The organism is Streptomyces sp. NPDC046215 (assembly GCF_040646215.1).
Classification (GTDB): domain Bacteria; phylum Actinomycetota; class Actinomycetes; order Streptomycetales; family Streptomycetaceae; genus Streptomyces; species Streptomyces stramineus.
Genome location: NZ_JBEYZW010000048.1, coordinates 5064 through 18858 on the forward strand (window position 1 = coordinate 5064; position 13795 = coordinate 18858).

Consider the following 13795-nt stretch of genomic DNA (forward strand, 5'->3'; position numbering starts at 1 on the left):
CACCACCAGCCGCACCACCCCGCCCCTCGGGACTGCCCAGGCCACCGAGCCCCTCAACGCGCACCGACCCGACGAACGCCCCCGGCGGAACAGCCGCAACACCACCAGCCGCACCACCCCGCCCCTCGGGACTGCCCAGGCCACCGAGCCCCTCAACGCGCACCGACCCGACGAACGCCCCCGGCGGAACAGCCGCAGCACCGCCAGCCGCACCACCCCGCCCGCTAGGGGCGCCCGAGCCGCCACACCCCCTGCCCGCCCCGCTGTCGGGACCACTCGCCGTCCCCATCCGGCCCTCGGGGCACGGGCCTCGCCCCGGAGCCGCACCGACGCCGGCCTGCTCATCGAGGCCGCCCGGGCCACCGGATCCCCCGCCCGCCCCGCCGCCCGAGCCGTTCACGGCTGGACCAGGGGGCGGAGGTCCGTGAAGCGGCGGGCGCCGATGCCGTTGACCTGGCGGAGTTCCTCCACCTTGCGGAAGCCGCCGTGCCGGGCGCGGTAGTCCAGGATGTGCTGGGCCAGGACCGGGCCGACGCCCGGGAGGGAGTCGAGCTGCTCCGCTGTCGCGGAGTTGAGGCTGACCGGCCCGCCCGCGCTCGCCCGGCCGCCCGGCCCCGGTGGCACGGCCGCGGGGGTGACGCCCACGACGATGTGCTCGCCGTCGGTGAGCACGCGGGCCCGGTTCAGGCCCGTCGTGTCCGCGCCCGGCCGGGCTCCCCCGGCCGCGCTCAAGGCGTCGGCGACCCTGGACCCGGACGGCAGGCGCCGGATCCCCGGACGCGCCACCTTGCCGGCCACGTCCACCACGACGCTCCCGCCGCCGCGCGCCTTCGCGGCCCCCTCCGCCCCCTCCACCGCCGCCGTGGGCGCCGCCACCGCGGCGGGCATCTCCCGGCCGGGCGGCCGGACCGGCTGGGGGCGGCCCGCCCAGAAGTGGTACACGGCGAAGGAGCACGCGGCGATCAGGACGACCACCAGGGCGGCGAGCGTCCTGGGCTCCAGACCGCACCGCAGCTGCACCCACAGCGGCACCCGCTCCCACAGCGCGGCCCGCCACCGGCCGGCCCGCGGGTGCCCGGCCCCGAGGGCGGCGGGCGGATCGGGGCTGCCCCGCCCCGCCGGCCGGGCCGCCGCCGACGCGTGCGGGAACAGCTCCGCCGCCCGCTCGCGCTGCGAGCGCACCGCGGCGCCGGAGCCACCGTGGGAGTCGGGAAGGTCGAACGTCGCGGTACCCGGTCGATCAGTCATGCGGCCGACGGTAGGCGCGTTCCCGCGATCCCGCCGGGGCGGCCCAATTTCCGTGGATAACCCGCCGGTTGTGGATATCCCGCTCCCCCGAACGAGCGCTACCGGGGCGCGACGACCACGCCCAGCAGCCCCGGCCCGGTGTGCGCCCCGATGACCGCTCCGACCTCGCTGACGTGCAGGTCCACCAGCCCCGGCAGCCGCTCGCGCAGCTTCTCGGCGAGCTGGGCGGCCCGGTCGGGGGCGGCCAGGTGGTGGACGGCGATGTCGACGGGCGCGGCGCCCGCCCGCTCGACGGCGATCTCCTCAAGGCGGGCGATGGCCTTGGACGCCGTACGGACCTTCTCCCGCAACTCGATGCGACCGCCGTCCAGTTGGAGCAGCGGCTTGACGGCGAGCGCCGACCCCAGCAGCGCCTGGGCAGCGCCGATCCGGCCGCCCCGGCGGAGGTAGTCGAGGGTGTCGACGTAAAAGTACGTGGCCGTGCCCTGCGCGCGCTTCTCCGCTGCCGCGACCGCCTCGTCGAGGGTGCCGCCGGCGTCGGCGGCCTCCGCCGCCGCGAGCGCGCAGAAGCCCAGGGCCATGGCGACCATGCCGGTGTCGACGACCCGCACCGGAACCGCGGCGTCGCGGGCCGCGAGGACCGCCGCGTCGTAGGTGCCGGAGAACTCGGCGGAGAGGTGGAGGGAGACGATCCCCTCGGCACCGGCCTCGGCGGCGGCGCGGTAGGCGGCGGCGAAGACCTCGGGGCCCGGCCGGGACGTGGTCACCGAGCGGCGTTTTTGCAGGGCCTGGGCGACGGCCCGGGCGGAGATCTCGGTGCCCTCTTCGAGTGCCTCGTCCCCCAGGACGACCGTCAGCGGGACGGCGGTGATGCTGTGCCGCTCCATCGCCTCCGGCGGCAGATAGGCCGTGGAATCGGTGATGACAGCGACATGGCGGGACATGTTCCGGAGGTTACCCGCCGGGGCGCCCGGACGGCAGGCCGGGCATCGGAAGCGTGATCATTGCGCCGGTGTGCCGGACAGCGGGGTGTCCGGTCAGGTAGTGCTCTCGGGGCGGCGGGTCTTCTGCCAGGAGTAGCCGGGCTGCCGCCAGGGGTCCCCCTTGGTGAGCGCGGGCCGCTCCCCCGCGGTTCCGGGCTCCCCGTCGCTGCCGGGGGCCTCCGCGGCTCCGGCCGGGGCCCGCCCCGCGGCGGGCTCGGGCGCCTCGGGGGCGGCCGCCGGCTCCGTCGTCCAGTGCCGCAGCGCCCCGGCCTCCATGCGGATCTGGCCGCTGAGCGACTCCAGGTCGTCCGCCACGAACCGCCGGGCCCGGTCCTGGGCCGCGAACCGCAGCGAGTCGGCGGAATCCTTGACGCGCTCCGTGCGCTCCCGCAGCTCGGGCAGGCACGCGGCGACCCTGGCCCGGTCCGGCTCGCTCTCCAGGCGCTTGAGGTCCTCGTCCAGCTCGTGGCCGTGCGCGCTGAGCCGCTGGAAGAGCGCCAGCGCCTCGGACAGCGAGGGGTCCTCGGGCGCGGCGATCCGCAGGGCTTCCTGGGTGGCGCGCATCGAGGTGCGCAGCGACAGGCGCAGCTGGGCGACCTCGCCCGCCGCGCCGGGCTGCGCGTAGCCCCGGGCCTTGAGCTTGGTGTCCTCGACGGTCCGGCGGGCCTGGGTGACGGTGCGGTCCACGCCGCGCTTGACGGCCCGCACCGTCCTGACCGTGGCGATCACCCCGAGCGTCACAAGGATCGCGAAGATCAGCACGACGATCACGGCGGCCGCGGTCATGGGCGCTCCTCAGCGGTGGGACGGAACGGCGGGACCTGTGCGGTACCCCTTCCACCGTAAACGGACCGGGCAGGTTGGGGGTTCCGAACGAACCCCCAACCTGCCCGTAGGGACAAACCCCTACCCGGCCCGAAAGGGCCGCGCGCCGACCCGCTGGGTGGGAGCGGTCACGCCGGGACGATGTTGACCAGCTTCGGCGCCCGCACGATGACCTTGCGGATGCCCGCGCCGCCCAGGGCGGCGACGACGCCCGGGTCGGCCAGCGCGGCCTTCTCCAGCTCCTCGTCGGAGATCGACGGGGCGACCTCCAGCCGCGCCTTGACCTTGCCCTTGATCTGGACGACGCAGGTCACGGTCTCGTCGACCAGGTAGGCCGGGTCGGCCACGGGGAAGTCCTCGTGCACGACCGAGCCGGAGTGGCCCAGCTTGCGCCACAGTTCCTCGGCGATGTGCGGGGCCAGCGGCGCGACCAGGAGGACCAGCCGCTCGGCGACGGTGCGGGGCACCGCGCTCAGCTTGGTGAGGGTGTTGTTCAGCTCGGTGACCTTGGCGATGGCGGTGTTGAAGCGCAGGTTCGCCATGTCCTGGCCGACGCCGTCGATCGCCTTGTGCAGGGCCCGCAGCGTCGCCTCGTCGGCCTCGCCGTCCACGACGGTCACCTCGCCGGTGGCCTCGTCCACCACGTTGCGCCACAGGCGCTGCAGCAGGCGGTACTGGCCGACGACCGCGCGCGTGTCCCAGGGGCGGGAGACGTCCAGGGGGCCCATCGCCATCTCGTACAGGCGCAGGGTGTCGGCGCCGTACTCGGCGCAGATCTCGTCCGGCGTGACGGCGTTCTTGAGGGACTTGCCCATCTTGCCCAGGACCCGGCTGACCTTCTCGCCCTGGTAGAAGAAGGCGCCGTCGCGCTCCTCCACCTCGACCGCCGGTACCGCGATGCCACGGCTGTCGCGGTAGACGAACGCCTGGATCATGCCCTGGTTGTAGAGCTTGTGGAACGGCTCGGCCGAGGTGATGTGACCCAGGTCAAAGAGGATCTTGGTCCAGAAGCGGGCGTACAGCAGGTGCAGCACGGCGTGCTCGGCACCGCCGACGTACAGGTCGACGCCGCCGAGCGGCTGCCCGTCGCGCGGGCCCATCCAGTACTGCTCGGCGTCGGCGGAGACCAGCCGCTCGCTGTTGTGCGGGTCCAGGTAGCGCAGGTGGTACCAGCAGGAACCCGCCCAGTTGGGCATGGTGTTGGTCTCGCGGCGGTAGCGCTTGACGCCGTCGCCCAGGTCCAGCTCGACGTTGACCCAGTCCTCGTTGCGGGACAGGGGGGTCTCCGGGGAGGTGTCCGCGTCGTCCGGCTCGAAGGTGCGCGGCGAGTAGTCCTCGACCTCGGGCAGCTCCAGCGGCAGCATCGACTCGGGCAGCGGGTGGGCGACGCCGGCCTCGTCGTAGACGATCGGGAAGGGCTCGCCCCAGTAGCGCTGGCGGCTGAACAGCCAGTCGCGCAGCCGGAAGTTGACGGTGCCCTCGCCGATGCCGCGCTCGGACAGGTAAGCGATGACGGTGCTCTTGGCCTGCTCGACCGGCATGCCGTTGAGGTCGATCTCGGCGTTGGCGGAGTTGATCGCCGGGCCCTGGCCGCCGTACGCCTCGCCCTCCCAGCCCTCCGGCGGCTGGACCGTGCGGACGATCGGCAGCTCGAAGGCGGTCGCGAACTCCCAGTCGCGCTCGTCCTGGCCCGGGACGGCCATGATCGCGCCGGTGCCGTAGCCCATCAGGACGTAGTCGGCGACGAAGACGGGGATCCGCTCGCCCGTCAGCGGGTTGAGGGCGTAGGCGCCGGTGAAGACACCGGTCTTGTCCTTGCCCTCGGTCTGGCGCTCGACGTCGGTCTTCGACTGCGCCTGCTTGCGGTAGGCGGCGACGGCGTCGGCCGGGGTGCGGGCGCCGCCGGTCCACGCGTCCTTGGTGCCCTGCGGCCACTCGGCCGGGACGACGGCGTCGACCAGGTCGTGCTCGGGGGCCAGGACCATGTAGGTGGCGCCGAACAGGGTGTCGGGGCGGGTGGTGAAGACGGTGATCTTCTCGTCGCGGTCCGCCACGTCGAAGGAGACGCGGGCGCCCTCGCTGCGGCCGATCCAGTTGCGCTGCTGGAGCTTGATGGCCTCGGGCCAGTCCAGGGCGTCCAGGTCGTCGATCAGGCGGTCCGCGTAGGCGGTGATCCGCATGTTCCACTGGCGCAGCTTGGACTTGAAGACGGGGAAGTTGCCGCGCTCGGACCGGCCGTCGGCGGTGACTTCCTCGTTGGCCAGGACCGTGCCCAGGCCGGGGCACCAGTTGACGGGGGCGTCGGAGGCGTAGGCCAGGCGGTACTCGCCCAGGACGTCGGCGCGCTCGCTCCCGCTCAGCTCGCTCCACGCGCGCGTGCCCGGCACCCGGCGCTCGCCGGATTCGAACTGGGCGACCAGCTCAGTGATCGGGCGGGCCTTCCGCGCTTCCTCGTCGTACCAGGAGTTGAAGATCTGCAGGAAGATCCACTGGGTCCACTTGTAGTAGTCCGGGTCGATCGTGGCGAAGGACCGGCGCTTGTCGTGGCCCAGGCCCAGCCGCCGCAGCTGCGCCTTCATGTTGACGATGTTGGCCTCGGTGGAGACCCGCGGGTGGGTGCCGGTCTGCACGGCGTACTGCTCGGCGGGCAGGCCGAAGGCGTCGAAGCCGAGGGTGTGCAGCACGTTGTGGCCGGACATGCGCTGGTGGCGCGCGTACACGTCGGTGGCGATGTAGCCCAGCGGGTGACCGACGTGCAGGCCCGCACCGGAGGGGTACGGGAACATGTCCATGATGAACTTCTTCGGCCTGCCGGCCACGGCCGGGTCGCCGGCCAGGTCACCGCTGGGGTTGGGCGCCTCGTAGGTGCCGTCGGCGTCCCAGAAGTCCTGCCAGCGTGCCTCGATGTCAGCGGCCAGCGCGGCCGTGTAGCGGTGCGGGGCAGCCACCTCGGCGGCGTTGTTGGTCTCGCTCATCGTCCTCAAGCTCCATCGATCGTCGTCTCTGCCTGCGGCACCGCGGAAATGAAAAATCCCCTCGCACAGGAGGGGACGCCGCGCTGATGCCGGCCCGGAGTCACCGGCCGGTACTGATCAGCGCGGCCCGCTAAGCAGAAGGCGTACGGCACGCATGGGGTCAGGTTACCGCAGGGGCCGAAGGGGGCGCACCGAGGTCGCGGCACGGCGCGGACAGCCGGCGGATCGCGGTCCGGGCACCGGTGCGGCTCCGTGACGGCGAAAAACGAAGCCGAACGAACAGACGTTAGCAGTGGCACCACCCGTCGCACCGGTCTTGCGCGAAGCGGACCCGGGGCTCCCGCCGGGCTCCCTAGCGTGACGTGCCATGAACCGCTTCCTCGACCACACCGGTGGAGTCCTCGCTCTGGTCTCGCTCACCGCCACCGTCGTCTGGGGGCTCATCGCCACCGACCGGCTGTTCCTCACGCCGCGCGCCCGCCTGCTCGCCCAGGGCGTCCACCGCGCGACCGCCGTCGGCGCGCTCGGCTTCCTCCTGATGCACATCGTCGTCAAGGTCGCGGAGCACCGCGTGCCGGCCACGGCCGCCCTGCTGCCCTTCTCCTCGGGGGCGGGAGGCAGAAACGGGCTGATCGGGCTCGGCGCCCTGGCCGGCTACCTGATGGTGTGCGCCGGGGCCACCGGCGCCCTGCGCAGCGCCTTCGCCGGGCGGGGGCGCGCGACCCTCCACTGGCGCGCCCTGCACGCCTGCGCGTACCCGGCCTGGTGCGCGGCCGTGCTGCACGGCCTCAAGTCCGGCCGGGTCCCGGCGGGTTGGGTGACGGCGTCCTACGGCCTGTGCCTCGTGGCCGTGGCGGCCGCCCTGGTGTTCCGGCTCGTACGGGCCCGCCGCCCGCTGCCGACGGCCCCCGGCGGCGAACAGCCGGTCCGGGCCGCGTCACACGCCCGGACCGGCCCGGCCACCCACCGGGCCGCCCCACCCCCCGCACCGCCCTCGCACGTCTCGCGCGCCTCCTACAGCGGCTCGGGCCGCGCCCGGTGAGCGCCCCGCTCCCGGACGTCCCCGGAGTCCTCACCCTCGGGCCCGCCCGGCTGACGGCGGGCTTCGAGGCGGCGGCGCGGCTGGACCGCAGGACGCACCTGGCCGTGCACGGCACCGCTCCCCAGCTCACCGAGGCGCAGCTCACCTCTCTGGCCGAGACGGTCGCGCTGCGCGGCCGGGGCGGCGCCGCCTTTCCCCTGGCCCGGAAACTGCGGGCCGTGGGCGCCACGGCACGGCGGCGGGGCGCGCGCCCGGCGGTCGTCGTCAACGGGTGCGAGGGCGAGCCCGCCTGCCGCAAGGACTCCGTCCTCCTCGCCCGCGCCCCGCACCTGGTGCTGGACGGTGCCGTCCTGGCCGCCGAGGCGCTCGGCGCCGGCATCCTCGTGGTGGGGGTGACCCGGGCGGCGGCGGAGACGTCCGTCCGTGACGCGCTGGCCGAGCGCGGGCTTTCGGACCGGCGCGGGCGGACCCTGCGCGCCCGGGTGGTGCGCCTCCCGGAGCGCCTGGTCTCCGGCGAGTCCTCCGCCTTGCTGCGGGCCGCCGACGGCGGTCCCCCGCTGCCGCCGGGCCGGCACGGCCGTGCCTCCGACGAAGGTCTGGGCGGTGCCCCGACGCTGCTGTCCAACACCGAGACGTACGCCCAACTCGCCCTCGCCGCCCGCCTGGGCGCGAGCCGCTACGCCGCGGTGGGCACCGCCGCCGAGCCGGGCACCGTGCTGCTCACCGTCTCCGGCGCGGTCCCCGGGCCCCGGGTCGTCGAGGCGCCCGGCGGCGTCCCGCTGGCCCACGTGCTGCGCATGTGCGACGCCGATCCGGCCCCGCAGGGGGTCCTCACCGGCGGCTACCACGGGGCGTGGCTGGACGCGACGACGGCGTCCGGAGCGGTGGTCTCCCACGAGGCCCTCGCGGCGTGCGGCGGGGCCCTGGGCTCGGGGGCGGTGCTGCCGCTGCCGGCGGACACCTGCCCGCTGGGCGAGGTGCTCCGGGTGGCGCACTGGCTGGCCGCGGAGTCGACCGGGCAGTGCGGGCCCTGCCGGCTCGGCCTGCCGACGGTGGCCGGGGCCCTGGCGGACGTGGTCGCCGGCGGCGGCCGGAGCGCCCTGGAGGCCCTGCGGGAGGCGGCGGGGGCCGTACGCGGCCGGGGGGCGTGCGGCCACCCGGACGGTGCGGCGCGCTTCACACTGAGCGCCCTGTCGGCCTTCACCGACGACCTGGCGGCGCACGTCCTGGGCGGCGGCTGCGGCCGCGGCACGGCGGGAGTGCTGCCCCTGCCCGCCGCCGACGCGGCGGCACCGGGCGCCGGAGGGGCGCAGGGCGTCGAGCGGCTGGCCGTGGACTGGACGCTCTGCGAGGGACACGGCCTGTGCGCCGGACTGCTGCCCCAGCTCGTACGCGTCGGGCCGGACGGCTATCCGGCGCTCGCCGACACCGGGGTGCCGGCACACCTGCGGGGGCGCGCCCTGCGGGCCGTTCGCCGTTGCCCGGCCCTCGCCCTGCGGCTCGACAAGGAACGCTGAGGCATCCGTACCGCACGCCGAAACCCCGGTGCGAACACCGGGAAGCGTCCGGGCACACGAAAGAGCGGGCCGTCTGTTTCCAGACGGCCCGCTCATCCACTGTGGAGCTAAGGAGAATTGAACTCCTGACCTCCTGCATGCCATGCAGGCGCTCTACCAACTGAGCTATAGCCCCTTGTTCTGTTTTCCGCCCGGTTTCCCTGGCGACACGGATTACATTACACGGAGCTCCCCCCCATCTGCCAAATCGCTTGCCCGTCGACGCTTGCGACGGGCTTCCACGGGGTAGCGTCGGCCCCCTGTGCCCGATTTGTCGCTCCCGGACCCCGGAGTCGCGCCCCGTGACAGCCCGCCGTGCCACCCTGCTCGCCGCATCGGGTTGCCTGGCTTCGCTCGCCGGCTTCTGGCTGGCCCAGCGCGCGGCGCACGTGTCGATGATCGACCTGCTCGTCTACCGGGCCGAGGGCCGGACCGTGCTCGCCGGAGGCGACCTCTACGCGATGCGCGCCACCCACGCTCGCCTGCCCACGACGTACCCGCCCTTCGCGGCCCTCTTGTTCACCCCCCTGACGATGTTCGATATCGCGCCCCTGCGCACCGGGGTGGCCCTGGCCAACCTCGCGCTGCTGCTTCCGCTCGTCCACCTCTCGCTGCGGCTGATCGGCCGTCCGCCCCGCGCGGCCGAGACGCTGGCCGCCACCGCGCTGTGCGTGTGGTGCGAGCCGGTGTGGACGACCCTGCGCTACGGCCAGGTCAATCTCCTGCTCGTCGTGCTGGTGCTGTGGGACCTGACGCGGGCTCCCGGGCGGGCGGGGTACCGCTGGGCGGGCCTGGGCATCGGCCTCGCGGCGGGCATCAAGCTCACCCCCGCGCTCTTCGTCGTCTACCTGGCCGCCGCCGGGCTCGCGCGCACGGCGGGACCCGGCCCGTGGCTGCGGCAGGCCGCCGTCGCCTGCGCCGCCTTCACCGGTACAGCGGCCGTGGGCGCCCTCGCCCTGCCGTACGACTCCCGCCGCTACTGGACGGACGTGCTCTTCGCCGCGGACCGCGTCGGCCACGCCGAGGACACCGCCAACCAGTCCCTGCGCGGCGTCCTCGCCCGGCTGCTGCACACCGGCGACCCGGGCCTGTGGTGGGCGGCCTGCGCGTCCCTCGTGGCCGTCCTCGGCCTCACCGTCGCGGTCCGGGCGCGGCTGTACGCACCGGAGCCCACGGCCCGCGCCTGGGGCGCGCTCTGCTGCGCGGCGACGGCCCTGCTCGTCAGCCCGGTCTCCTGGTCGCACCACTGGGTGTGGTGCGTGCCCATGGTGCTGCTGCTCGTCACCGAGGCCGCGGCGGCGGCCGCCCCCCTGTGGTGGGCGGCGGCCGCCGCGGGCGGCGCGCTCTTCTGCTCGTACGCGCTGTGGCTGGTCCCGCACGCGTCGGGAGCCCGGCTCGAACTCCGCCAGGGCGGCGGCGGGATGCTCCTGTCGGCCGGCTATCCGGCCGCGGCGGCCGCCTTCCTGGTGCTGGCCGCCGTCAAGGTGCCGGGCCTCAGTGGCCGCCGTGGTGACCGCCACCGGTCCCGTGATGGAACTTCAGGACTTCCGGCGGCATCACCACGAACGGCCGCATCATCCCCATGTCCTCGTGCTCCAGCAGGTGGCAGTGGTACATGAAGCGGCCCTTCGCCCCGTGGAAGCGGCCGATCACGTTGACCATCTGCCCCGGGGGCACCTGGATGACGTCCTTCCAGCCCGCGTCGCCCTCCGACACCGGCACCCGGCCGCCGTGGACCAGCGGCGCGCGCGTACCCCCCAGCGCGATGTCGAACGGGCTGTCCGGGCCCGCCGGGTAGACATCACGGCTGAGCACCTGAAAGTCGATCAGGTGAATGTGCATCGGATGCATGGGGCCACCGAGGTTGAGGAAGCTCCACTGCTCCCAGGCGCCGTGTTCGACCATGAACCCGAGGGTGTCGTCGAAGGTGCGGGCGCCCCGCCGGTACGTCCGCACCCGGCCGTCCGCACCCTTGATCTGGATCACGCCGGCGCCGGGAGGCTGCGTCCCGCCGGACTCGATCCGGCTCATCTCCCACATGCCGGGGTGGGCGTCCCCGGCGGTACCGGGCGGGGTCAGGGCGATCAGCCGGTGCTCGTGCTCGGGCACGGTGTCGTGGGTGAGGCGCCGGAACGAACCGGAGATCACCTGCGGCAGCACGAACGGGTCGCACACCTGCTCGTCCCCCACGCGGAACTGCATGACCTGCGGGTGTGCCACCCCCGGCGCCAGATTGACGAGCCGGATCCGGCGCCCCCGCAGCCGGCCGAAGTCGATCAGCAGATCGATCCGCTCGGCGGGCGCCACGGACAGCGGCGCGTCCAGCGCCACCGGCCGGGGCAGCAGCCCGCCGTCCGTGCCGATCTGCCACGCCGCCCCGCGCACCGCCTCCCCGGTCTCCTCGTCCACCAGCCCGAACAGGAAGGTGCGGGCGTTGGCCGCGTTGAGCAGCCGGAAGCGGTACCACCGCGCGTCGACGTCCAGGTGCGGCCAGATGACGCCGTTGACGAGCGTGTAAGGCCCGGTGAACGGCGGGGTGACGTTCTTGCCGTGCGCGTCCTGCCCGACGACGACCGTCTTGTGGAGCAGGCGTCCGGTCAGCCGGCCGTCCTCGTCCAGGTCGAGGTTGCGGTCCTGGACGATCAGCGGAATCTCGCGGTCACCCTTGGGCAGGCGCAGCGCGTCCTCCTCGTCGTCGCGGACGAGGTACATCCCGGCGAGGCCCGCGAAGACGTTCCACCGGGTGATGTCCATGGCGTGGTCGTGGTACCACCAGGCGACCGCCCGGTGGTCGTTGGGGTATTCGCACAGCTGGCTGTCGCCGGGTGAGACGGCGTTCTCCGACCAGCCGTCGTTGCCGCCCCCGGTGGGAGCGCCGTGCAGGTGGGTCACCGTCCAGGGCGGCAGGGCGGCCACGTCGGCGAGCGGTGCGGCGCCGCTGCGGCCGGGGACGTCGCCCGGCGGTGGCGCGCCCGGTTCCGGCTTCGCCTCCACGGCGGTCACCGGCATGGTGCCGGTGAGGCGGTTGTTCCAGGTGATTCGCAGGCGGCGTCCCCGCCGGACCTCGATGGTCGGTCCGGGGCAGTGGCCGTCGTAGGCCCATACCCGGGTGGGCGGCAGCTGGGAGTGCAGCCGCACCCAGGTGGCCCGCTGGTCGATCTCGATGCCCCGGAGCGCCTCACTGCGGCTGGGCCGCAGGACCGGCGGGATCCGCAGGGCGTCGAGAAAAGGTGTGAGTTCCGCTGCCGCTTCCTGTGCGCGGGCAGGGCTGATCGCTGTCTCGGTCACCAGGTGACCTCCGTCGCTTCCCCCGTGCCGCCGGCCGTTCCCGGCGGCAGCTCTCACACTGAAGGACGCGCTCCCGGAAGGAGGGGGTTGCCGTGGGGGCGAAGAAATCCGGCCGCGCGCGGCTGAGCGGTGCGGCCGCGCCCGAAGGGCACGGGGAACCGCGCGACCAGCCACGGCGTGCCCGCAGATGCTGCGCCCGACTTCCAGCGGAGCGCTCAGGCCGTGGCGAAAGAATAGAACCGCTTCAGCGCGCAGTGCTCGTCCAGCAGCCGGCCGTAGATCGGCTCGCCTTCGAGCTCACGGTAGGTCTCGATCGGGTCGCCTTTTATGATCAGGGCCCGGGCGCACTCCACACACCAGTACTGGTACGCGGAGTTGAGCGGTTCCATGTCGCGGACGATCGGCGTGCCACTGCCGCACCAGTCGCACTTCCGGCTGTGTGCACCCATGGGCAGCCTGTTCCCTCCCCTTCGGTCCCGTCCGCTACCGGCGGTCCGATTCTGCCACGGGAACACGCCAGAAAAGCAACAATCCCGCCTCCCTGTGACAGGGAGACGGGATCGTCCGGATTGTGGAGCTAAGGAGAATTGAACTCCTGACCTCCTGCATGCCATGCAGGCGCTCTACCAACTGAGCTATAGCCCCGCTGCTCTTGGTTCCTCCGGAGGTTTCCCTCCGCGTTCCCCGCGAACAAGAAGAACTTTAGCCTGTGACCTGCCCGGATGTGAAATCGGGCCGCGGGCGCCGCTCAGTCGTCGTCGCCCAGGACCGGTTCGGGCAGCGTCCCGGCGTTGTGCTCCAGCAGCCGCCAGCCGCGGGCGCCCTCGCCCAGCACCGACCAGCAGCAGTTGGTGAGGCCGCCGAGGGACTCCCAGGAGTGCGACTCCAGCTGCAGCAGCCGGCCGATCGTGGTGCGGATGGTGCCGCCGTGGCTGACGACGACGAGGACGCCGTTGTCGGGCAGTTTCTCGGCGTGCGCCAGGACGACCGGGGCGGCCCGGTCGGCGACCTCGGTCTCCAGCTCACCGCCGCCGCGCCGGACGGGCTCGCCGCGCTTCCACGCCGCGTACTGCTCGCCGTGCCGCTCGATGATCTCGTCGTGCGTGAGCCCCTGCCAGGCGCCCGCGTACGTCTCGCGCAGCGCGGCGTCCCGGGAGACCTCCAGGCCCGTGAGGGCCGCCAGCTCCGCGGCGGTCGCCGCGGCCCGGCTCAGGTCGGAGGAGACGATCGCGTCCGGCCGCAGGGCGGCCAGCAGCCGGGCGGCCCGGCGCGCCTGGGCGACACCGGTCCCCGTCAGCTCGATGTCCGTGGTGCCCTGGAAGCGCCGCTCCAGGTTCCACGCGGTCTGGCCGTGTCGCCACAGGACGATGCGGCGGCCCCGGCCCGTCCCGGCGCCCGTGGCGGCGCCGCCCTCGCTGCCGCTCAGCTCAGCTCACCGTCCAGGTCCGCCTCCGCGGCGTGCGTCTTGGCGTGCTCCTCGGCCTTGCCGCGGGTGGCGACGGCGTCGGCGGGCAGCTCGATCTCGGGGCAGTCCTTCCACAGGCGCTCGAGGGCGTAGAAGACGCGCTCCTCGCTGTGCTGCACGTGGACGACGATGTCGACGTAGTCGAGCAGCACCCAGCGGGCGTCGCGGTCGCCCTCACGGCGCACCGGCTTGGCGCCGAGCTCCTTGTTGAGGTGCTCCTCGATCTCGTCGACGATCGACTTGACCTGGCGGTCGTTGGGGGCCGAGGCCAGCAGGAAGGCGTCGGTGATCGACAGTACGTCGCTGACGTCGTAGGCGATGATGTCGTGCGCGAGCTTGTCTGCGGCCGCCTGAGCGGCAGCCTTGATGAGCTCGATGGAGCGGTCCGTGGCGGTCACAAGCCATGCTTTCGA

Annotated in this window: 10 protein-coding genes, 2 tRNA genes and 1 pseudogene; 3 read left to right on the forward strand and 10 right to left on the reverse strand. The window is 73.8% G+C overall.

The features are described from left to right. Positions 1 to 396 precede the first annotated feature (396 nt). The 4 genes from ABZ951_RS20985 to leuS all read right to left on the reverse strand — a co-directional run bounded on the left by ABZ951_RS20985 (position 397) and on the right by leuS (position 6031). Positions 397 to 1248, reverse strand: a complete 852-nt coding sequence (locus ABZ951_RS20985; protein ID WP_361280439.1) for a ComEA family DNA-binding protein — start codon at positions 1246 to 1248, stop codon at positions 397 to 399. 98 nt (positions 1249 to 1346) lie between these two features. After that, a complete protein-coding gene (locus ABZ951_RS20990; RefSeq protein WP_344095716.1) occupies positions 1347 to 2192 on the reverse strand; it encodes a DegV family protein in 846 nt (281 codons plus the stop codon). Between the two features lie 93 nt (positions 2193 to 2285). Then, positions 2286 to 3017 (reverse strand): hypothetical protein, encoded by a 732-nt coding sequence (locus ABZ951_RS20995; RefSeq protein ID WP_344095718.1) that lies wholly within the window; start codon positions 3015 to 3017, stop codon positions 2286 to 2288. Positions 3018 to 3184: 167 nt separating this feature from the next. Beyond that, positions 3185 to 6031: a leucine--tRNA ligase gene (gene leuS / locus ABZ951_RS21000; RefSeq protein ID WP_344095720.1), complete on the reverse strand. Its 2847-nt coding sequence runs from the start codon at positions 6029 to 6031 to the stop codon at positions 3185 to 3187. Between the two features lie 367 nt (positions 6032 to 6398). Between leuS and ABZ951_RS21005 the strand changes: the two genes are divergently transcribed. After that, positions 6399 to 7073 carry a hypothetical protein gene (locus ABZ951_RS21005; protein WP_344095722.1) on the forward strand — a complete coding sequence of 225 codons (675 nt, stop codon included), beginning with the start codon at positions 6399 to 6401 and terminating at the stop codon, positions 7071 to 7073. Then, positions 7070 to 8590, forward strand: a complete 1521-nt coding sequence (locus ABZ951_RS21010; protein ID WP_344095724.1) for an NADH-ubiquinone oxidoreductase-F iron-sulfur binding region domain-containing protein — start codon at positions 7070 to 7072, stop codon at positions 8588 to 8590. The genes ABZ951_RS21005 and ABZ951_RS21010 overlap by 4 nt, the downstream gene beginning before the upstream one ends. A gap of 102 nt (positions 8591 to 8692) precedes the next feature. On the opposite strand, the gene ABZ951_RS21015 is transcribed toward ABZ951_RS21010, so the two are convergent. Continuing rightward, positions 8693 to 8765: transfer RNA gene (locus ABZ951_RS21015), tRNA-Ala, on the reverse strand. A 166-nt stretch (positions 8766 to 8931) separates the two neighbouring features. Here ABZ951_RS21015 and ABZ951_RS21020 point away from each other — a divergent pair. Continuing rightward, positions 8932 to 10113: pseudogene (locus tag ABZ951_RS21020) on the forward strand (glycosyltransferase 87 family protein); the annotation flags it as partial. 10 nt (positions 10114 to 10123) lie between these two features. Here the strand turns inward: ABZ951_RS21020 and phsA are convergent. From phsA to rsfS, 5 genes are all read right to left on the reverse strand, one after another. Further along, a complete protein-coding gene (gene phsA / locus ABZ951_RS21025; RefSeq protein ID WP_344095726.1) occupies positions 10124 to 11917 on the reverse strand; it encodes an O-aminophenol oxidase PhsA in 1794 nt (597 codons plus the stop codon). 215 nt (positions 11918 to 12132) lie between these two features. Beyond that, positions 12133 to 12366, reverse strand: a complete 234-nt coding sequence (locus ABZ951_RS21030; protein WP_030366518.1) for a hypothetical protein — start codon at positions 12364 to 12366, stop codon at positions 12133 to 12135. Between the two features lie 123 nt (positions 12367 to 12489). Continuing rightward, a tRNA-Ala gene (locus ABZ951_RS21035) sits at positions 12490 to 12562 on the reverse strand. Between the two features lie 103 nt (positions 12563 to 12665). Then, positions 12666 to 13343 carry a histidine phosphatase family protein gene (locus ABZ951_RS21040; RefSeq protein ID WP_344095752.1) on the reverse strand — a complete coding sequence of 226 codons (678 nt, stop codon included), beginning with the start codon at positions 13341 to 13343 and terminating at the stop codon, positions 12666 to 12668. Continuing rightward, positions 13340 to 13780, reverse strand: a complete 441-nt coding sequence (gene rsfS / locus ABZ951_RS21045) for a ribosome silencing factor (protein ID WP_344095732.1) — start codon at positions 13778 to 13780, stop codon at positions 13340 to 13342. Before rsfS ends, ABZ951_RS21040 begins: the two co-directional genes overlap by 4 nt. Between the last annotated feature and the right edge of the window lie 15 nt (positions 13781 to 13795).